Annotated in this window: 24 protein-coding genes; 11 read left to right on the plus strand and 13 right to left on the minus strand. The window is 64.4% G+C overall.

Annotated elements, in window-relative coordinates:
- Positions 1–5 precede the first annotated feature (5 nt).
- Both O3301_RS03885 and O3301_RS03890 read right to left on the minus strand, forming a co-directional pair.
- Complete coding sequence (locus tag O3301_RS03885; protein ID WP_305055589.1) at positions 6–578, minus strand: helix-turn-helix domain-containing protein; 573 nt, start codon at positions 576–578, stop codon at positions 6–8.
- A gap of 50 nt (positions 579–628) precedes the next feature.
- Positions 629–1,531, minus strand: coding sequence for a LysR family transcriptional regulator (locus O3301_RS03890; RefSeq protein ID WP_305055590.1), 903 nt, complete (start codon positions 1,529–1,531; stop codon positions 629–631).
- Positions 1,532–1,636: 105 nt separating this feature from the next.
- Here O3301_RS03890 and O3301_RS03895 point away from each other — a divergent pair, with 105 nt between their 5' ends.
- Positions 1,637–2,719, plus strand: a complete 1,083-nt coding sequence (locus O3301_RS03895; RefSeq protein WP_305055591.1) for a YeiH family protein — start codon at positions 1,637–1,639, stop codon at positions 2,717–2,719.
- 105 nt (positions 2,720–2,824) lie between these two features.
- Entirely contained in the window at positions 2,825–3,466 is a 642-nt protein-coding gene (locus tag O3301_RS03900) for a LysE family translocator (protein WP_099667826.1), read from the plus strand.
- Here the strand turns inward: O3301_RS03900 and O3301_RS03905 are convergent, their stop codons facing one another.
- Positions 3,467–4,234: an alpha/beta fold hydrolase gene (locus O3301_RS03905; RefSeq protein WP_305055592.1), complete on the minus strand. Its 768-nt coding sequence runs from the start codon at positions 4,232–4,234 to the stop codon at positions 3,467–3,469.
- Between the two features lie 85 nt (positions 4,235–4,319).
- Between O3301_RS03905 and O3301_RS03910 the strand changes: the two genes are divergently transcribed.
- Positions 4,320–5,078 carry a helix-turn-helix domain-containing protein gene (locus O3301_RS03910; RefSeq protein ID WP_305055593.1) on the plus strand — a complete coding sequence of 253 codons (759 nt, stop codon included), beginning with the start codon at positions 4,320–4,322 and terminating at the stop codon, positions 5,076–5,078.
- Here the strand turns inward: O3301_RS03910 and O3301_RS03915 are convergent.
- From O3301_RS03915 to O3301_RS03960, 10 genes are all read right to left on the minus strand, one after another.
- The gene (locus O3301_RS03915; protein ID WP_289897755.1) at positions 5,075–5,716 is read right to left on the minus strand and encodes a CatA-like O-acetyltransferase; all 642 of its coding nucleotides are present in this window, start codon (positions 5,714–5,716) and stop codon (positions 5,075–5,077) included. The two genes, O3301_RS03910 and O3301_RS03915, sit on opposite strands and share 4 nt — an antisense overlap.
- Before the next feature lie 98 nt (positions 5,717–5,814).
- Positions 5,815–6,141 (minus strand): hypothetical protein, encoded by a 327-nt coding sequence (locus tag O3301_RS03920; RefSeq protein ID WP_305055594.1) that lies wholly within the window; start codon positions 6,139–6,141, stop codon positions 5,815–5,817.
- Positions 6,142–6,220: 79 nt separating this feature from the next.
- Complete coding sequence (locus O3301_RS03925) at positions 6,221–7,093, minus strand: hypothetical protein (protein WP_305055595.1); 873 nt, start codon at positions 7,091–7,093, stop codon at positions 6,221–6,223.
- A gap of 143 nt (positions 7,094–7,236) precedes the next feature.
- On the minus strand, positions 7,237–7,629 hold the full coding sequence (locus tag O3301_RS03930) for a DUF5071 domain-containing protein (protein ID WP_305055596.1): 393 nt from the start codon (positions 7,627–7,629) through the stop codon (positions 7,237–7,239).
- 13 nt (positions 7,630–7,642) lie between these two features.
- Positions 7,643–8,857 (minus strand): MFS transporter, encoded by a 1,215-nt coding sequence (locus O3301_RS03935; RefSeq protein ID WP_305055597.1) that lies wholly within the window; start codon positions 8,855–8,857, stop codon positions 7,643–7,645.
- Positions 8,858–8,895: 38 nt separating this feature from the next.
- Complete coding sequence (locus O3301_RS03940) at positions 8,896–9,522, minus strand: energy transducer TonB (protein WP_305055598.1); 627 nt, start codon at positions 9,520–9,522, stop codon at positions 8,896–8,898.
- A 142-nt stretch (positions 9,523–9,664) separates the two neighbouring features.
- Complete coding sequence (locus tag O3301_RS03945) at positions 9,665–9,967, minus strand: pentapeptide MXKDX repeat protein (RefSeq protein ID WP_305055599.1); 303 nt, start codon at positions 9,965–9,967, stop codon at positions 9,665–9,667.
- An 83-nt stretch (positions 9,968–10,050) separates the two neighbouring features.
- On the minus strand, positions 10,051–10,782 hold the full coding sequence (locus O3301_RS03950; protein ID WP_369812173.1) for a molybdopterin-dependent oxidoreductase: 732 nt from the start codon (positions 10,780–10,782) through the stop codon (positions 10,051–10,053).
- A 50-nt stretch (positions 10,783–10,832) separates the two neighbouring features.
- On the minus strand, positions 10,833–11,429 hold the full coding sequence (locus O3301_RS03955) for a cytochrome b/b6 domain-containing protein (protein ID WP_305055601.1): 597 nt from the start codon (positions 11,427–11,429) through the stop codon (positions 10,833–10,835).
- The gene (locus O3301_RS03960; protein ID WP_305055602.1) at positions 11,429–12,235 is read right to left on the minus strand and encodes a DUF1223 domain-containing protein; all 807 of its coding nucleotides are present in this window, start codon (positions 12,233–12,235) and stop codon (positions 11,429–11,431) included. The genes O3301_RS03955 and O3301_RS03960 overlap by 1 nt, the downstream gene beginning before the upstream one ends.
- Before the next feature lie 130 nt (positions 12,236–12,365).
- Between O3301_RS03960 and O3301_RS03965 the strand changes: the two genes are divergently transcribed.
- The 8 genes from O3301_RS03965 (at position 12,366) to O3301_RS04000 (ending at position 19,544) form a co-directional block, all read left to right on the plus strand.
- Positions 12,366–12,950, plus strand: coding sequence for a sigma-70 family RNA polymerase sigma factor (locus tag O3301_RS03965; RefSeq protein ID WP_251348553.1), 585 nt, complete (start codon positions 12,366–12,368; stop codon positions 12,948–12,950).
- The gene (locus O3301_RS03970; RefSeq protein WP_305055603.1) at positions 12,947–13,594 is read left to right on the plus strand and encodes a DUF1109 domain-containing protein; all 648 of its coding nucleotides are present in this window, start codon (positions 12,947–12,949) and stop codon (positions 13,592–13,594) included. The genes O3301_RS03965 and O3301_RS03970 overlap by 4 nt, the downstream gene beginning before the upstream one ends.
- Positions 13,595–13,712: 118 nt before the next feature.
- The gene (locus O3301_RS03975) at positions 13,713–15,224 is read left to right on the plus strand and encodes a DUF4331 domain-containing protein (protein ID WP_305055604.1); all 1,512 of its coding nucleotides are present in this window, start codon (positions 13,713–13,715) and stop codon (positions 15,222–15,224) included.
- A gap of 18 nt (positions 15,225–15,242) precedes the next feature.
- A complete protein-coding gene (locus O3301_RS03980; protein WP_099667811.1) occupies positions 15,243–15,491 on the plus strand; it encodes a hypothetical protein in 249 nt (82 codons plus the stop codon).
- Between the two features lie 86 nt (positions 15,492–15,577).
- Positions 15,578–16,789: a hypothetical protein gene (locus O3301_RS03985; protein WP_305055605.1), complete on the plus strand. Its 1,212-nt coding sequence runs from the start codon at positions 15,578–15,580 to the stop codon at positions 16,787–16,789.
- A gap of 8 nt (positions 16,790–16,797) precedes the next feature.
- On the plus strand, positions 16,798–17,913 hold the full coding sequence (locus tag O3301_RS03990) for a HupE/UreJ family protein (RefSeq protein WP_305055840.1): 1,116 nt from the start codon (positions 16,798–16,800) through the stop codon (positions 17,911–17,913).
- A gap of 129 nt (positions 17,914–18,042) precedes the next feature.
- Positions 18,043–18,552 carry a sigma-70 family RNA polymerase sigma factor gene (locus O3301_RS03995; protein WP_305055606.1) on the plus strand — a complete coding sequence of 170 codons (510 nt, stop codon included), beginning with the start codon at positions 18,043–18,045 and terminating at the stop codon, positions 18,550–18,552.
- Complete coding sequence (locus O3301_RS04000; protein WP_305055607.1) at positions 18,549–19,544, plus strand: FecR domain-containing protein; 996 nt, start codon at positions 18,549–18,551, stop codon at positions 19,542–19,544. The genes O3301_RS03995 and O3301_RS04000 overlap by 4 nt, the downstream gene beginning before the upstream one ends.
- Positions 19,545–19,552: the final 8 nt, after the last annotated feature.

Below are 19,552 nucleotides of genomic sequence, written 5' to 3' on the forward strand. Positions count from 1 at the left end.
CGACCTCAGACAAGAAAGAGAAAATAGCGGGCGCCGCTGTCCGGCGGCGTCATGAAGGCGCTGGCGCCATGCAGCTGATAACGCAGGCAGTCGCCGGCCAGCAAGTCGTGCGAGCGGCCGTCGACGGTCACGTTCAGCTTGCCTTCCTGCAGCAACAGATGGTGTTCCATGCCGGGCCGGGGCGAGGCGGCGTAGGCGATCGTCACGCCCGCGCCCAGCTCGCATTCGAGCGCTTCGCCGGCCAGCGCCCGCGCCGGGGGCGAGACGGAGCGGCGGATAAAACCGGTGTCCGGGTCCGTCCACACGCTTTGCTGAGCCCGCCGCAGCAGGGGTGGGAAATCCTCTTCCACCATGCGCAGCAGGCGCGACATGGCCAAGCCAAACGCGGCGCACAGCTTGCCCAGCACGTTTGTCGTCGGGCTGACTTCGCCATTTTCCAGGCGCGATAATGTCGCGCGGCTGACCTGGCTGGCACTGGCCAGCTGGTCCAGCGACCAGCCCCGCTCCACGCGCAACTGTTTTAAACGGGCCGCCAGCCGCTGTTCCGTATCGTTCTCTGCGAGTGCTAAATTTTCCATATATGGGAATTTATCCCTCATATGAAAAACAGTCAAGCTGTTTGAGCGCGCTAGCCCGCCATGCGCGACGCGTGGCGACACAATTCCAGGAAACCCGTCAAACGGGGCGAAAGGATCTTTTTGGATTGGCGAATCAGGTAAAAGTTGCGCTCCAATGGCGGCAGCATGGTTTCCAGTTCCACCAATTGCCCGCTGGCCAGCAAATCGGCCACCACCACCCGCGACAGGCAAGCGATGCCCAGCCCGGCCGCCGCGCCATACTTGATCGCTTCCGAGTTGCTGAACTCGCCCGCGGCGCGCAGATAATGCAGATACGGCACCAACGCCTGCTCCACGGCTTCACGCGTGCCCGAACCCGCTTCGCGCAGCAGCCAGCCCGCCTGGTTCAGTTCCGTAAAACTGAGCAGATGGCGCAGTTGCGCCAGCGGATGCGTGGGCGCGGCCACGATCAGCATCTGGTCCGTCAGCCACGGCTCCACCAGCAAGCCCGCTTCGTGGCACGGCCCTTCGATCAGGCCGATATCGACACGGAATTCCGCCACGGCGGCCGCGATGTCGGCCGTGTTGGCAATCGTCACTTGCGGGATGCTGCGACCGTACTGCTGCGCCGCCTGCGCCAGGATCTGCGGCAGCAGATAAATGCCGATGGTGGTGCTGGCGCCGATTTGCAGGCTGACGGGCACGGACGGGTCGGCGCCCGCGAACTGGCGCTCGATGCTGGCGGCCCCGTCGCGCATCTGCCGCGCCTGCGGCAACAGCAAGCGGCCATTGTCGTTGAGCAGCAATCGCTTGCCCACCCGGTCGAACAGTTGCGCGCCCAGCAGCGCTTCCAGTTCATTCAGGGCCGCGCTGGTGGCCGATTGCGACAGCGAAATGTGTTCAGCCGCCGCGCTCGTGCTGCCCGTGTCCGCCACGGCCAGGAAAATCTGTAGTTGCCGCAAGGTCAACGCCATTTTATCTACCTATTTTATCGGTCAAACATACAAAAACAATCCGTTTTACCATTTAATCGACGAACTGTACAGTCATGCTATACGCATAAAAACATGGAGTACGGCATGTCTTCCCTCTCAAGCACCAATACAACAAGTTTCAGCGACCGCTACGGCCGTTTGCTGCCCGGCCTGCTGCTCAGCGGCGTGATCGCCTATGGCGCCATTGCGCTGGGCAAGCTGGAATGGATGCAAAGCCACGGCATGAGCGCGCTCACCCTGGCCATCATGCTCGGCATCGTGCTGGGCAACAGCGTGTATGGCCGCCTGGCGCCCACCTGCGGCGCGGGCGTGACCTTTTCCAAGCAGACATTATTGCGACTAGGCATCATCCTCTACGGCTTCCGCTTGACGTTTCAGGATATCGGCCAGGTGGGCCTGGCCGGCATCGCCATCGACGCGCTGGTGCTGGCGTCCACATTTGGCCTGGCCATGTTCCTCGGCACCACCGTATTCAAACTGGAACGCAACAGCGCCATCTTGATCGGCGCGGGCAGCTCCATCTGCGGCGCGGCGGCCGTGATGGCGACCGAGCCCGTCGTCAAGGGGCGCAGCGAGGATGTCACCGTGGCTGTCTCCACCGTTGTTGTGTTCGGCACCATCGCCATCTTCCTGTATCCCTTGCTGTACCGGTGGAACCTGGGCTGGCAGGTGCTGGGCGCCACGCCCACCGCGTTCGGCGTGTACATCGGTTCGACCGTGCATGAGGTGGCGCAAGTGGTGGCGGCCGGCAAGTCCATCGGGCAAGAGGCGGCGAATGCGGCCGTGATCGCCAAGATGGTGCGCGTGATGATGCTGGCGCCGTTTCTCGTCATCCTGTCGGCGGTCCTGGCGCGCAGCAAGGCCAGGAGTGGCAACGGCAGCCACGACAAGGCGGCCAAGCTGGCCATCCCCTGGTTCGCCTTCATCTTCATCGGCGTGGTCGCCTTCAATTCGCTGGGCCTGCTGCCAGCAAGCATGGTAGCCACCATCACCGATATCGATACGGCCCTGCTGGCCATGGCCATGGCGGCCCTGGGCTTGACGACGCACATGTCGGCCATCCGCCGCGCCGGCATCAAGCCCCTGCTGCTGGCCGGCCTGCTGTTCTGCTGGCTGATCGCCGGTGGCGCCGCCATCAACCATGTGGTCGCCAGCCTGTTTGCATGACACTCGCCGGTGTCGGGCCGGGGTAGCCGACACGGGAGTCGAAAACTTCGTACAATAAGCGTGTTTTGACTCTCAATCCGGCTCCGGCCCCACCCAGGAACACCCATGCATCTCTCGAACTGGCTGCTTTTCTGCAGCGTCGCCCTGCTCGTCACGTTTTCTCCCGGCCCGGCCGTCCTGCTGGCCATCTCGAATGCCATCGCCGTCGGCCCGCGCCGCGCCATGATCAGCAGCATGGGCAATGGTTTCGGCTTGTTCATCATTTCCGGCGTGGCCATGGCCGGCATGGGCGTAGTGCTGGCCACCTCGGCCACGGCCTTCATGCTGCTGAAACTGGCTGGCGCCCTGTACCTGGTGTTCCTGGGCATCAAGCAATGGCGCAGCAAGACCAGCGTCGTGGCCGATGCGCCCGTGGCACCCGGCGCGGCGAATCCCAACACGTTCTGGAAACTGTTCCGCCAGGGCTTGACGGTGGCGCTGACGAATCCGAAAGCCATCCTGTTCTTTTCGGCATTGTTTCCACAATTCATCACGCCGGGCGAACCGGTGGCCATCCAGTTCACCGTGCTGACGACCTCGTTTGTCGCCTGCGCCATGCTGGCCCACTTGTTCTACGCCAACCTGGCGCGCCTGCTGAAAACCCAGCTGGCCACGCCGGGCCGCGCCAAGCTGTTCAACCGCATCTGCGGCGGCGCCTTCGTCTTGCTGGGCCTGAGCCTGCTGCGTCTGCGCAGCAAAGCCGCGTAACTAGTCTTTTTCCGTCAAGAACGCCTCGATGCTGGCCGCCAGGGCCAGCGGCGTTTCATTCATCGGATAGTGTCCCGCATTGCCCAGCACCTCGAGCCGGGCTTGCGGGTACCACGCCAGATACGTGCGGCGCATCAGGGCCGCGTCAAAACGGGGGTCGTGCTCCCCCACCAGCGCCAGCAACGGCAGTGCCACGCGCGCCGCCTTGATTTCTTCGCTGAAATCCGTCCCGCTCCACGCGAGGAAGTAGCGTGCAAACGCGGCCCGATCCGCACTCTCCCACGAATATTGCGCCTTCCAGTCCAGCCAGGCGGCAGGCAAGCGCCCGCCCGTGCTGCGGTCGATGATGGCGCGCCGCGCCTGCTGGTTGCCGCTGGCGTCGAGAAACAATTGCCGGGCCGCCCCGTCGAACGCCACGCCGCAGCTGGGCACGGGCGCCACGGCCACCAGTTTGCGCAAGCGCAAGGGCGCCATCAAGGCCAGCCGTTCCAGCGCCATGCCGCCCATCGAGTGGCCCACCACGCTGAAGGTGGCAAAACCGAGCGCATCGGCCAAGGCCAGCGCGTCGCGGGCGACCTCTTCCATCGAATACTCACCCGCCACGCCGCGCATGCCGCCATAGCCGCGATTGTCCATGAAGACATAGCTGAAAGCGCCGCCGTCGAGGGCCGCTTCCATCGGAGAAAAAGCGTGGGCGTCGCCAAACCAGCCGTGCAGGACGATGACGGCGTGCGGGCCATGGCCCACGCGATGATAGGTATTGTGCATGTTCACTCCTGAAAAGAGTGTGATGGTAAGCGGCCGGCAAGCGGCCCGCCTTCGATGACAGGTCAAATACTGTAGAGTATGGGCCATGGATGATTTTTATACGGAAGTGCCCCGCCCCTTGATCGCCACGGCGCGCGACCATGCCGCCGATGCCGTCTTTCCCAGCCATAGCCATGCGCGCGGGCAATTCGCCTATGCGGCGCGCGGGGTCATCAGCGTGTACACACCGCAAGGCAACTGGCTGGTGCCGCCGCAACGGGCTTGCTGGGTACCGGCCCGGCTTTCGCACGGCATGCGCATGCATGGCGCCGTGACCATGCACAATGTGTTTATCGACGCACCGGCCATCGCCGGGATGGGCTTGCCGCCCCATTGCCAGGTGCTGGACGCCTCGCCGCTGCTGCGCCAGTTGCTGGCCGAGGCCGTGACCGTGGATGCCTTGTATGCGGAAGCATCGCGCGCCGGACGGCTGATGGCCTTGCTGCTCGACGAGATTGCCGCCGCTAGGCCCCTGCCCCTGAGCGCCCCGCTGCCGCAGGAACCCCGGCTGGCGCGCCTGTGCATGGACATGCTGCGGCAGCCGAGCCTGGACAGCAGCCTGGATGCGATGGCGGCGCAGGCCGGCATGAGCCGGCGCACCTTTACACGGCAATTCCGCGCCCAGACGGGGCTGGCCTTTGCCCAATGGCGCCAGCAAGCGTGCCTGCTGGCGGCCATCACGCGGCTGGCGGACGGGCAAGCCGTCACCCGTGTCGCGCTCGACCTCGGCTATGCCAGCCCCAGCGCCTTCACGGCCGCCTTCCGCCGCGTGCTGGGCCAGGCGCCCAGCGACTATCTGGCCTAGGCAATAATGGCGGCGATGCGCTGCGACAATGCCTGCGCCAGTTTCTGCACGTGGTAGCCATCGACAAAGCCATGGTGGGCTTGCGCGGAAAACGGCACCCGCATGCGGCCATCCTCTTGCGCGGGGCCAAACTTGCCCCAGGTAAAGGTCGGGATATCGGCGTCGCGGTGGCGGTGGATCGGGTGTTCGATGGCCGCCAGCTCCAGCCACGGCAGGCAGGTGATGAAGATATTGTTGCGCTGCTCGCGCTCGGTTTCCCCCTCGCCCGTATTGATCAGCGCGGAGCTGGCTTCCGCGAAACGCTTGGCTGCCAGGCTGCGTTCGATGAACAGGTCGAGCTGGTCCGTCATCGTGAAACGCGTGTAATTGAGGTTATCGTCGCCATTGATGACGGTATAGGAAGCGGGAAAATCGTCGATCCTGATCACTTCGCCCTGGTAGATGCGGTACATGAACTGATCGATATCCCTGACCGTATTGAGCAGGCAAAACAGGAAAAAGTGAAACACGGGGATTTTCCGTTCCTTGCACCAGGGCCGGAAGTCCGGCACGTCGAGCTGGAAGTTGATGTTGACGAGGGGATTGTCGAATGCCCGGAACAAGTCGTAGCGGTCGCGCCGCTTTTCAAAATTTTTCATGCGGCGAGTGTAGACGATGGGGGGACTGGCGGGCAAGTCATGCCGTATCGGCTTGCCAATAACTTATCAATGCGACATGGAGCACGAATCGCTCCCTGTTATTCCTCACTGCAGCTTGACTGCCTGGCGCGCAAATCAAGAAAAACATGCCCCAGGATTTTTCTGCCGTGTATATCGACGATCACAGTCAGATAAGTATCATCGCGGGGAACGGGAATGCCGATGTGCTGAAACTTTCCATCTGACGACTCATAAATATGCGCGACCTGCCAATTCCAGTCCGCGGCGTCGCCAAAGTCACTCCCGATGACCAGATCGGCATATGCCCAAAGATCGACGACTTCCCTGGCGGTCTCGGTCACCTTCAGCATAGGCGCATGGAAGGTTTTTTGATATTCGTCATTCGACAGTAACTGTGTTTTCATTTTTTATCTGTATTTGGCCGCCGACCGGGATAAGCCGGTCGCAAGCCTCCCCGTATCGGGAGGCTTATTTCCGCCGGAATTACGACGCTTGATTAATCTCGTCGTCTATCATATTGGCAAACAGGTCGAAACTCAGAATACCCGTGCCGATGCATGAAAAGACTGTCGTACCCGCCGCATCCTTGATCGTCAATCTCTCGGTCCAGTCGTTCTGATTCATGCACTTCAGGCTGGCGCCAGGCCAGGTGACGCCGTCCACATGCAAGCCCTGCGCCGAGAAGGCCAGTTCCTGTGTCTTGACATTCAGGAAATTGCCGAACAAGCGTTTCTTGTATACCTCGCCGCTGCTGATGTAGCGGAAAGTCACGCGCTCGCCGTCCGCCAGCTTTTGCTTCAAGACGGGCATGCGGTATTCCAGATAACGGGAGCGAAATTCGTCCATGAATTCGTCAAAGCGCTTGAGTTCTCCGGTAGCCCATATCCAGGGCTGGTCGGCGCTCGTGCGGTAGGCAAAGTTATTGATCATGCCTGTCATGGCGGTGGAGCCGCCGGCAAACAGATACAGGTCCTCGATATCGGCAAAGGCGGCGTAACTGCGAATGCCGTTCAATTCATGCACCACACCGTCTTCATGCAATTCAAAACGGCTTTTCTGCCGCTTGAGCATTACCGCGCGCATGACCAGCACCAGCACGGCGAGCAACAATAGAAAAGCCGCCGAGCCGTACAGAATAGTCAAATTGCTGTGCGTGCCCAGCTTGGCGCCATTACGCAAGGTCATGGCCTGCGTATCGGTCAGTGTTTTCTGAGGGATGGTCGTGCTCAGGTACAAGACAAAACCTGCCACTGCCGCCAGGATCGCCGCAAATACCGCAAACAGCCTAGGCACCATCTTGCCGTGAAAATACACGGCGAGTGCTTTATTGGTGTGCGGGATACTAAAATTACCCATGTAATCTTCCTGTTAAATGATAGGGAGGGTTTTACAACCCGGAGGTCGAAATATATTCGGCCCGGATTGTCTCCTATCTATTACAGGAATGGCCACACGCATGCGCACTCAATACTGATTTCTTACAATAATGCCCCTGATTACTAGCCGGCCGCAGTTATTATCTGGCATTGCAGAATTTCCCGGGCCACCTCGGCCACGCCGTCTTCCCGTTCTTCCATTGTCGGTGCATGGGCGAAGCGTTGCAATTCCCCGTGCAATTCGAATGCCAGCTCCCGTGAATGGCGCACGATGCCTTGCAACACAAAGTACTTCCATTGTTCGTCATTACCGGCCAGCACCGTTTTTATATAGGGCGCAAGGCGCACACCGATGCCGGCCAGATACGGCAGGAGCACGGCGGCCACGGGCCAGTTCACATCCTGCACCCATTCCAGGATCTGCGGCATGGCTGGATGGACTTCCTCCCAGCTCAAGGCGATCAGGGCTTGCGCGTTGCGCGTATCGTGTTTATCGCGCGGCAATGGCAGGCTCATACGAAGCGTCCCCTCATGCGGTGCCGCCGTGCGCCAGGCCCCGCTGCACCTTCCACGCCAGCGGCAAGGTCAGCAGCAATACGGCCGCCAGCGCCAGCAGGGCCGTGTGCACGCTCGTATGGTCGCCCAGCGCGCCGAACAGCACGGGCGACAGCGCCCCGCCGCCGATGCTGCCCGTGTAGAAAAGGGCAAACGCATGCTCTCGCTTGCCGGGTTCGGCCAGTTCCGGCACCACGCCATACAGCACGGATGAAGTGCCATTGAGCGCCAGCCCCAGCAGGGGCAGCATGGCCATGACGCCGGCCAGCGGCAGCCACAGGGCCAGCACGATCAGCAGCGAGGTCATCGATTCCGTCAGCCACACGGTCTTCATCATGCCGATGCGCGCGCCCAGGTAGCCGCACAGCAACTTGCCGAAGGCGCCGCCCACGAACAGCAGGGACAAGGCCACGCCGATGCCGGCCGTGCCCGCTCCCTTGCTTTTCAGCAAGAATGGCAAAAAGGTGAGAAAACCCATGCGCACGGCGCTGTCCAGGGTGCCCGTGGCCAGCAAGGCGCGAAAGCTCGCCTTCGAGCCGCTGCCGGCGATGGTCTTGCCCGCCTTCTTCGCGCCCGCCTGCAGCTCGCCCGGTTTCGGCAGCAGCCACCACAGCAAGCCGGCCGCCGCCAGGCCCAGCAAGCCCAGCAAGGAGACGCTGGCTTGCCAGCTGCACACCAATAACAGCAAGCCCACCAATGCGGGAATCAGGGTCTTGCCGATATCGCCGGCAAAGTTGTAGTGCGACAGCGCTTCCTTCACGCCGCCGCCCGCCTCGTGCGTGTCGGTGACGATGGAAGACGCCAGCGGGTGCTGCGTGCTGGCGCCCAGGCCGCCCAGCAGCAAGGCGATCAGCAAGACGGCCAGGCCGCCCGCCTGCCCCGCGATCAGGTAGGCGACGCCGGCCAGCGCCGTGCCGCCCACCAGCATGCGTTCGCGGCCCCAGCGCTTCGCCAGGCGGCTGGCCAGCAACTGGAATCCGGCCATCATGCCCGAGTAGGAACCGCGCAACAGGCCCACCATGGCGTAACTGATGGCAAACTGCGCCTGCCAGATGGGCAGGAGCACATAGATCACGTCCGTCAAGCCGTCATGCACGGCATGCGCGCTGCAGGCGGCGAACAGCGAGCGGCGGCGGATCGATTTGTCGGAGGGGGACGATACGGTGGCAGCGGCGGATGGTTCAGTCATGACTTCGGCAGGAAAACGATGTGGACAGTGCAAGCTTACTACAGGGGCTGGAGGCGCAGCAGCACCTTGCCATACGTGCTCCAGCTACGCGTGCCGCCAACTTCAGGGTCGATAGCAAAACGGCAACCCTGCACATAGGTAACCGCCGCCTCGACCAGTTCCGCTGGCAGGCCTGGCGCTTCGGCCACGATGCGTGCAGGGGCTCCTTCGCTGCCGATAAACATGCGCAGCACTATGCCGCTGTCATTGCTGGCCGATTTGTCGAGATTGTTATAGCCCTGGACGCGCTGGGAAGGCTGGCAGCTGCCGGGTACCAGCAAGGGACGCAAGAGCTCGGTATCGTCCAGGTCCCATACATATTGAACACTAAAATTTTCCTTGGCCGCTCTATCAGCAGGGAATACGCACTGCCGCACATTGCTCAGCGCCGCATCGTCCAACACTTTCCACCCCGAACTGCGTGCCACGGATGCCGTTGCCACCTTGCCATCCTGCCCCACGGAAAAGCGCACGCTCGTCTTACCTTCCAGTTCATACAGGCGCGCCTCGCGCGGATACACTTGCGGCGGACAGGTCGCGCCCGGCATCGCCTGGCCAAGCCCGGGCAGGATGGCCAGCACCGCTGCCGCACAGCGTAATGGGAAGCTTGCTTCATGCATCGACATCGTTACTCCAGCAATTGCTATTAAATAAGTTTTCAATTTTAGCAAATTGCCATGAACACCAGCAAGCCGCTGGCCAAACGACGGCAGGCGCGCCACCCGGCGAGGATGGTGCGCCTGCCCATGCAAAACCTTGCTTGCCCGCTTATTTGGCCATCGCATCTTTGGCCATGCCATCCTTTTTCATCTCATCCTTCTTCATGCCGTCTTTTGCCATGGCATCTTTCGCCATGCCATCCTTGGCCATGCCATCCTTGGCCATGTGATCCTTCTTCATGTGCTTCTTCGCCATCGGCTTGTGCATGCCGTCCTTGCCCATGGCGTCCTTGTGCATGGCATCGGCCGAGGCGTCCTTGGCCATGGGGTCTTTCTTCATGGCATCTTGGGCGAACGCGGCGCCCGACATGAGGATGGCGGAAGCGATCAGGGCGGTGATGGTGGTTTTCATGATATGTCCTTGTCTCTGGGTTATATGGGCGAGATTGCCCGGTGGTAAAGCTGTTGCCGTGCTACGGGTACTGCCAAAATTGTTCAAGAGCCGCCGAACCAGTTATAGCCCTGATTCTCCCAATACCCTCCCGGATACGTATTCGTGACGAAAATGGCCTGGATGTGCTTGGGATTCTTGTAGCCCAGCTTGGTCGGCATGCGCAGCTTCATCGGGTAGCCATACTTGGGCGGCAATTCCTGGCCGTCATACGTGAGTGCCATGATGGTTTGCGGATGCAGGGCCGTGGCCATGTCGATGCTGGTGAAATAATCGTCGGCGCACTTGAAGCCGACGTATTTTGCCGTCGTGTCGGCGCCGACCCGCTTCAGGAAGTGGGAAAACGGCACGCCGCCCCACTTGCCGATGGCGCTCCAGCCTTCCACGCAGATGTGGCGCGTGATCTGCGTTTCCTGCGGCAAGGCGCGCAATTGCGGCAGGGTCCACGGCTTCCTGTCGGCGATCAAGCCGCTCAATTCCAGGCGCCAGGCGTCGCCATCGACTTCTTCCACCTCGTCTTCGCCGTAATACGCGTTGAAGGGAAACGGCCGCGTGATCATGGAGTCCGGGTAAGTCGGCGCCAGTTTGGTCGGGTCGAACAGCCAGCCCTGTACCCTGTCGTTGAAGCGCGACACGGCCGTCAGGGCCGTCTCGATGCCGGACGGGTCGCTGACGTTGCAACCAGTCAGCATGGACAGGCCGCCCAGGGTCAGGCTGCGCTGCAGGAACAAACGGCGCGACGGTTGCTTGATCTGGCGCAAGCCGTCGTCCAGCATGGCCTGGCCCTGCTCCTGCACGATGATGGTTTTTTTCATGCTCATCTCCTTCAGCGGCCGCGCAGCATGGCGACCAGTGTGCGCGGCACCAGCGCCACCATCAGCAAGTGCACGCCGACAAAGCCCGTCAGCAACGCCATGGCGATGAAGTGGACCCTGCGCGCGCTCTCGTAGCCGCCGATCAGCTCGCGCAGCAGGGGGAATTGCACGGACTTCCACAGCACCAGGCCGGACAGCACCAGCACGATGCAGTCGAGCATGACGAACAGGTAGGCGGCGCGCTGCACCATGTTGTAGCGGCGCGGGTCCGCGTGGGCCAGCTTTCCTTTCAGCGCGGCAACAAAATCGGCCAGCAACAGGCGCGGCGTCAGGGGAAAGAACTGGCGCCGCAGCCGTCCCGAGACGATATTGATGATCAGATACAGCAAGCCATTGGCCACCAGCAGCCACATGGCGGCAAAATGCCATTGCAGGGCGCCGCCCAGCCAGCCGCCCAGGGTCAGCGCGCGCGGCAACTCGAAGGGGAAAAATGGCGCCGCGTTATAGATGCGCCAGCCGCTGGTGGCCAGCACCACGACGGCCACGGCATTGAGCCAGTGCGTGAGGCGCAGCCAGGCGGGGTGGATCACGTTCGCTTGTCCGTTCATCACATCACTCCCTTCGCGCAGGATGCCGTGCTGACGGCTTGCAGGATGGCGCTGCTGTCGGCCCGCTGCACGAAGGCGACCACTTGCAGCTGCTCCGGGCGCCAGCTGGCGGGCAGGTTGACTTCGCGGCGCAGCCGGGCGTGGCCTTGCGCCAGCGCAACGGGTCCCAGCCACAGGCGCACGGCCGCATCGTGATGCAGGGTGGCGCCGCGGTTTTCGCCGCGTAGCACTTTCGAGACGATGGCGCTTTCGCTGATGGCCACGTACAGCTGGCCGCCCGCCTGCCCATCCGGCGCGCTGGCATTGGCTTCAAGCAATAATTGTCCACCCGCCCCTGGCGTGGCGGACAGGCTGATATTGACGGGCGCGGCGGTCGCGTTGATGCGGCGGATGGCGGCCGGCAGTTGCGTGTCCCAGCCGCGCAATTCCGTGCCGCCTACAAAGAATTGGGGCGTGTACGCCACGTGGCGGGGCTGGTGGCGCAGCAATTCGGCCTGGCGCGCATCGAATTGCGCCTGCGCCAGCGGGTCCGTCCAGCCGATCTGGTCCCAGTACGTGACGTGCAAGGCCAGCGGCACGACCAGGCTGGCCTCCCCCGCTTCCTTGCGCAAGGCGTTCAGGCGCTGGTCGGCGGGCGGGCAGCTGGAACAGCCTTCGCTGCTGTACAGTTCCACCAGCGCCGCCGTCTGCGCCCCGCTTTGCACGGCGCAGCGCTGGCCGGCCGCCAGTTGCGCGTACACGGGTGCCGTCGCGGCCCACAGGCAGAGCGGAACGAGGCTGGCGGCAAGGCGGTGCTTGATATGCATGATGACTACCCGTTATAGTGAATGAAGAAGCGTGCTTGCCTGTCAATTCGCCGCAATGGCCGGATTGGTTACAGCCGCCGGCAAAATTAATGATATTTATTTTTTTCAACGCCTGTCACCAAAGGCCTGCATGCAACGAATACCTGTAAGCGAGCACCTGCATGGAACGGAATTGCGGCTGCATGGCTTGATGCTGCGCGGGCTCGACGGCGATGCGGCGGCGTATCGCAGTTTCTTGCAGGCCAGCAGCAGCCATTTGCGCGCATTCCTGCGGCGCCGCCTGCAGCGCTGGCCGGACGAGGTGGAAGACCTGGTGCAGGAGTGCCTGCTGGCCATCCACAACCAGCGACTGACGTATGACACGGGCGTGCCGCTGACGTCGTGGATCCATGCGATCGCCCGCTATAAATTGATCGACTGGCTGCGCCGGCATGGACGGCGCGAAGCGCAGCACTTGCCGTACGACGAAGAAGATAGCGCGCAGGAACTGTTTTCCAGCGCCGATGCCGAGGCGGCCGAAGCCAGCCGCGACCTGGGCAAATTGCTGGCCAGCTTGCCGGCGCAGCAGCGCGACGCCATCGTGCATACCAAGCTCGACGGCTGGTCCGTGCGCGACACGGCAGCCGCCATGCAGATTTCGGAAGCCAGCGTCAAAGTGGCCGTGCATCGCGGCTTGAAGGCACTGGCAGCCAACTTGAGGATAACGACACCATGAAAACCGATGACTTGATCGCCATGCTGGCCAGCGGCCCCGACGTGGCCGCCGCGCCGCCCCCGGGCGTCCGCTGGCGCGCCGCAGGCACTTTGACCGCCGGCGTACTGGGCAGCGTGGCGCTGATGGCCCTGTTGCTGGGCGTGCGGCCCAACCTGGAACAGCTGGCCCGGCTGCCCGACTTCTGGATCAAGGTGGGCTTTGTCGCCTGCCTCTGCCTGGCGGCCTGGCAAGCCAGCCGCCGCCTGTGCATGCCCGGCGCGCCGACGCGCGCCCTGCCCCTGCTGCTCGCCCTGCCCCTGTTGCTGATGTGGGCGCTGGGCGCCCTCATCCTGCAGGAAGCCCCGGCCGGGCAACGCGCCGAGCTGTTCTGGGGCGCCACCTGGCGCAGCTGCCCTTTGCTGATCGCCACCCTTTCCTTGCCCATCCTGGCCGCCGTGCTGCGCCTGATGCGCCAGCTGGCGCCCACGCGCCTGCGCTTGGCGGGCGCGGCTGCCGGCTTCGCGGCCGGCGCCATGGCGGCGCTCGTGTACTGCCTGCATTGCCCCGAGCTGGCGGCCAGCTTCATCGGTTTCTGGTACGTGCTGGGCATGCTGGTGCCGACCGCCATCGGCGCGGCCCTTGGCCCCAGGGTGCTGGCCTGGTGAGCCAATGACCTCCTTTTCAAAGCAGTGAATCCGTTTTCGTTCCCCGTGCGTATAAGTCAGGCAGCCTGCAGTTTCTTGGACTTGTCTGTCAACGCTAACAAAAATCGGGAGAATCGAAATGTCCTTGTCACACTCGAAAACCGCGCTGGGCGCCGCCCTCATGGGCAACCTGCTCGCCGTATCCTTCACGTTGGCCATCGCGCCAGCGGCCCACGCTTCCAGCCACCGCGAAGCGCCATTCATCACGCAAAACCCCAAAGTCGACGCCACCGACTTCTATATGTTCCGCAGCTATGAAGCGGGCCGCGGCGCCTACACCACCCTGGTGGCCGACTACATTCCCCTGCAGGACGCCTACGGCGGCCCGAATTACTTCGCCATGGACCCCAACGCCCTGTACGAAATCCATATCGACAACAATGGCGACGGCAAGGAAGACCTCACCTTCCAGTTCCGCTTCACCAACACCATCAAGGATGGCCAGTTCACCGTGGGCGGCAAGAAAGTCTCGATTCCGCTCGTCATCAACGGCGGCGCCATCGACAGCGTCAATCCGGCCGGCCTGAACGTGCGCGAAACGTACAGCGTCACCGTGGTGCGGGGCGACCGCCGCACGGGCACCAGGAGCGCCGTCACCAACGCCAGCGGCGGCGGCACGACCTTCGACAAGCCCGTCGACAACATCGGCAACAAGTCCATCCCCAACTACGCCGCGTATGCTGCGCAACATGTGTATGCCGTCAATATTCCCGGCTGCACCACGCCGGCGCGCATGTTCGTCGGCCAGCGCAAGGACCCGTTCGTCGTGAACCTGGGCGAAACGTTCGACTTGATCAACATCAAGGCGCCCGCCACGGAATTCGCCGCGAATGCGGAGTCGGCCGCCAAGGATGACCTGGCCCGGAAAAACGTCACGGCCATCGAGATGGAAGTGCCGACCGCCTGCCTGACGGCTGGCAGCGACCCCGTCATCGGCGGCTGGACCACGGCCAGCCTGCGCCAGGGACGCTTGCTGAACCCGGCGCCGGGCACGGCCACCACGGCCTCGAAGGAAGGCGGCGCATGGGTGCAAGTGTCGCGCCTGGGCATGCCGCTGGTGAATGAACTGGTGATCGGCCTGAAGGACAAGGACCGCTTCAACGCCAGCAAGCCGTCGGGCGATGCGCAGTTTGCCGACTACGTCACCAACCCCACGGCGCCGGCCCTGGTGGAAGTGCTGTTCGGCTCGGCAGGCGCCAAGGCGCCCACCAACTTCCCCCGCAACGACCTGGTGGCGACTTTCCTGACAGGCATCAAGGGCGTGAACCAGCCAGCGACGGTCGTCGCCTCTGAAATGCTGCGCCTGAACACCTCGATCGCCCCCACCGCCGTCGGCGCGCAAAAGCGCCTGGGCGTGATCGATGGCGATAACGCGGGCTTCCCGAACGGCCGCCGCCCCGGCGACGACGTGGTCGACGTGGTGCTGCGCGTGGCCATGGGCAAGCTGTGCACCCTGAACATCGGCTGCGCCCCGGCCGATGCCCCGGCCGGCGGCCTGCACTTCACGGATGGCGCCTTCCTCGATGAAACCTACTTCACGGCAGGCTTTCCCTACCTGAAAAACCCCATCGCCGGTTCGCCGCAACTGTAAGCCTACGAGGAGAATACGATGAAAAAGCTCCATGCATGCGGCGCCCTGGCGCTCACCACCCTGCTGGCCGGCTGCGGTGGCGGCGGCAGCAGCCACGGCGGCGATAACGGCGACGGCGGCGTCACCCCTCCGCCCGTGGTCTTGCTCGACGCCTTCTATGTGGCCGTCAGCAACGTCATCCTGACCACCAGCGATGACAAGGACGGCGTCGCCATCGACGCCATCATGGCGACCTCTCCGGAAAATACGGAGCCGGTACCGCTGTAACGCGCGGTCACCGAGTGCGGGCGCCGGAGACAGCGTTCTCCGGCGCCCGCCCTTGCCGCCCTACTCCACCGTCGATGGCGTCCACGATGAAAACACCGATTTCCCTGCTGTGCGCCTGCCTGCCCGCACTGACGCTGGCCGCGCCCTACACGCCGAAAGACGGCAGCGCCGTCATCGAGCAATTGCCGCGCCGCGCCGACGCCACGCAGCTCGCCTTGCGCGGCCTGCGCCAGCAACTGAATGACACGCCGCAAGACCTTGCCCTGGCCACCAGCCTGGCCCAGCGCTACATTGCCCTGGCGCGCAGCGAAACGGACCCGCGCTACCTGGGTTACGCGCAGGCGGCGCTGGCGCCATGGTGGCGGCAAGCTGCGCCACCCGTCCCCGTGCGCCTGCTGCGCGCCACCATCCTGCAAAGCACCCACCATTTCGGCCCGGCCCTGCAAGACCTCGACGCCGTCATCGCCCAGCAGCCGCAAAACGGCCAGGCCTGGCTGACGCGCGCCACCGTCCTCACCGTGCAGGGCGACTACGCCCAGGCGACAGCCAGCTGCGCCCGGCTGTCGGCCCTGACGACGCAGCTCGTCACCGTCACCTGCCTTGCCAGTATCGCCAGCGTCACGGGCCGGGCCGCCAGCAGCGAGCGCTTGCTGGACCTGACCCTGCAACGCAGCGCCGGCGCGGCGCCGGAGCTCGAAAGCTGGGCCGCAACCCTGCTGGCGGAAATGGCCACGCGGCGCGGAGAGGCAGCGCTGGCCGAGGCGCGCTACACGACGGCGCTGGCGCGGCAGCCGCGCGACAGCTATCTGCTGGGCGCCTACGCGGATTTCCTGCTCGACCGGCAGCGCCCGCAGGAAGTCGTCAAATTGCTGAAAGAGCAGCAGCGCATCGACGCCCTGCTGCTGCGCTACGCGCTGGCCCTGCAGGCGCTGCCCGGCCAGCAGACGGCCTTCCAGGCGGCAAAGGCGGAACTGGCAGCCCGCTTCAATGCCGCCATGCAGCGCGGCGACACCGTGCACCAGCGGGAACAGGCCCGTTTCGCCCTGTTTTTGCAACAGGATGTGCCGGCCGCCCTGCAACTGGCGCAGAAAAACTGGGCCATCCAGAAGGAAGTGCCCGACATGCGCATCTTGCTGGAAGCATCCGTGGCCGCGCGCAACTACGCGGCGGCGCAACCGGTGCTGGCCTGGATCACGGCGCATGGCGTGGAAGACGTGGCCCTGCAGCGGCTCGTCAGGCAGCTGGGGCCGCAGGATGGGCAAAAACTTAGTGCCGCAAAGAAAGCAGGTGCGCTGTGAACGCCCGCATGCTCGCGTTGCTGCTCACCCTGTGCGCCTGGCTGGCCCCCGCGCAGGCGCACAAGCCCAGCGACAGCTACCTGAGCCTGGCCGTGCACGGCCAGCAGATCGACGGGCAATGGGATATCGCCCTGCGCGACCTCGATTTCGCCATCGGCCTCGATGGCAATGGCGACGGCGCGCTGACCTGGGATGAGATCCGCGCGCGCCACGCGGCCATCGCCGCCTACGCGCTGCAGCGCCTGCAGGTGGCCAGCGACCGGGGCGCCTGCCCCTTGAAGGCCGTCGAGCAGCTGATCGACCAGCATACGGACGGCGCCTACAGCGTGCTGCGCTTTGCGGCCACCTGCCCCGGCAACGCCGCGCCAGCCACCTTGAGCATCGGCTACACGCTGTTCGCCGACCTCGACCCACAGCACAAGGGGCTGCTCAAGATCGACAGCGGCGGCGCCACGCAAACGGCCATCTTCGACCCGGACAGCCCCCGCCAGACGCTGTCCCTGGCCGCCCCCGACCGCCTGACGCAGTTCGGCGCGTATGTCAAACACGGCATCTGGCATATCTGGATCGGCTACGACCATATCCTGTTCCTGCTGTCGCTGCTGCTGCCGGCCGTGCTGCTGCCGGGCTTGCGCGAACAGCAGCAAGGCTTGAAAACGGCTTTTTATGACGTGCTGAAGGTCGTCACGGCGTTCACGCTGGCCCATTCCATCACATTGACCCTGGCCAGCCTGTCGCTCGTGTCGCTGCCGTCGCGCTGGGTGGAATCGGCGATTGCCGCTTCCGTGATCCTGGCCGCGCTGAACAACCTGCTGCCCCTGTTCCGCGGCAAGCGCCCCGTGGCCGCCTTCATATTCGGGCTGATCCACGGTTTCGGCTTCGCCAGCGTGCTGCGCGACCTGGGCTTGCCGCAAGGCTCCCTGCTGGCCAGCCTGTTCGGCTTCAACGTGGGCGTGGAAATCGGCCAGCTGGCCATCGTCGCCGCCTTCCTGCCGCTCGCCTGGCTGCTGCGCAAGACGTGGCTGTACCGGCAAGTGCTGACCGTCGGCTCGCTGGCCATCGCCCTGGTCGCTTGCGTGTGGCTGGTGGAGCGGGTGGCCGATATCAAGCTGATTTCAACGTGATGGCCGCCCGATAGCGTTGCTGGACAGCCACTGCCGGGCCACAAGTCCCGGCATTCGGGCTACAATACGAACAATTCTCAATCGCATCAAGGCCTGTCTGTCCTGTGGACCGTGGCATGGAAAGGTTGCATGCTACGCCCCGAACTGGAACTGCATCGGCAAATCGAAGTCCTCTACAGCGACCACCATGGCTGGCTGCAGGGCTGGCTGCGCCGCAAGCTGGGCAACGCCTTCGACGCGGCCGACCTGGCACACGACACGTATCTGCGCATCCTCGCGCGGGGCCGCGCACCCGCTCCCGTGGAATCGCGCCAGCACCTGGCGCAGATCGCCAACGGCCTGGTGGTCGACCTGTTCCGCCGCCGGCATATCGAGTCAGCCTACGCGGACGCCATCGCCGCGCAGCCGGAAGCGCTCGTGCCGACGCCGGAAATGCGCGCACTGATCGTCGAAGCGCTGATGGAAATCGACACCATCCTGGCCAGCCTGCCGAACAAGGTGCGCGACGCCTTTTTGCTGTGCAAGCTCGAAGGCATGGCCTACGCCGACATCGCCGCGCGCCTCGACGTTTCCGTCTCCTCCGTGGAAAAATACATCGCCCGCGCGCTGCTGGCCTGCTGCATGGCGCAATGCGCATGAACGGCATGCACTCGCCGCCTGACGGCGCGCCCATCGCCCCCGCAGTGCTGCAGCGCGCCGCCGAGTGGATGGCGCGGCTGTGGGCGGAAGACGCCAGCGCGGCGGATGCCGACGCCTGCGCCGCCTGGCGCGCCGCCCATCCCGAGCACGAACGGGCCTGGGCCCGGCTGCAGCGCTTCGCCCGGCAATTCGAGGCCCTGCCCCGCGAAGTGGCGCGCGGCGCGCTGGCGCCGGCCCAGCGCCATGCCGCAGGCCGCCGGCGCGCCTTGCAGCTGATGGGACTGATCGCGGCGGGCGGCGGCACGGCCCTGCTGGCGCACGAATCGGGCCTGTGGCAGCGCGCCGCCAGCGATTACCGCACGGCTGTGGGCGAGACGCGCGCCATCGTGCTGGCCGACGGCACCCAAGTGGTGCTGGACACGGCCAGCGCCATCGATGTGGCATACAGCGCCGGCGAACGGCGCATCGTGCTGCGCGCGGGGGCCATCCTCGTCACCAGCGCGCACGAAACGGCGCCTGTCTACCGCCCGCTGCTGGTGGCGACGCCGCAAGGCACGGCCACGGCGCTGGGCACGCGCTTTGGCGTGCGCCTCGATGCCGACGCCAGCAAGGTGGCCGTGTTCCAGGGCGCCGTCGCCCTGCAGCCGCGGCAGGACGGCGCCGCGCTGGTGCACCTGCAGGCGGGCCAGCAGGCCGGCTATACGCGCCGCGCAGTGCAAGACATCGGCAAGGTGGAAGACAGCGCCGCCGCCTGGGCTGACGGCCGCCTGGTGGCCGAACGCATGCCGCTGGGCGAATTGCTGGCCGAACTGGGACGCTACCGTCACGGCGTGCTGCGCTGCGACGCCTCCATCGCCGGCCTGCGCGTGACGGGCGTGTATTCGCTGCGCGACACGGACCGCTCGCTGGCCAACCTGGCCCTGAGCCTGCCCGTGCAGCTGCGCTACCGCACGCGCTACTGGGTCAGCGTGGGGCCGCGCCAGGCGTCCTGAAAAATATA

This window comes from Janthinobacterium sp. SUN211 (assembly GCF_030587315.1).
Classification (GTDB): Bacteria; Pseudomonadota; Gammaproteobacteria; order Burkholderiales; family Burkholderiaceae_D; genus Janthinobacterium; species Janthinobacterium kumbetense.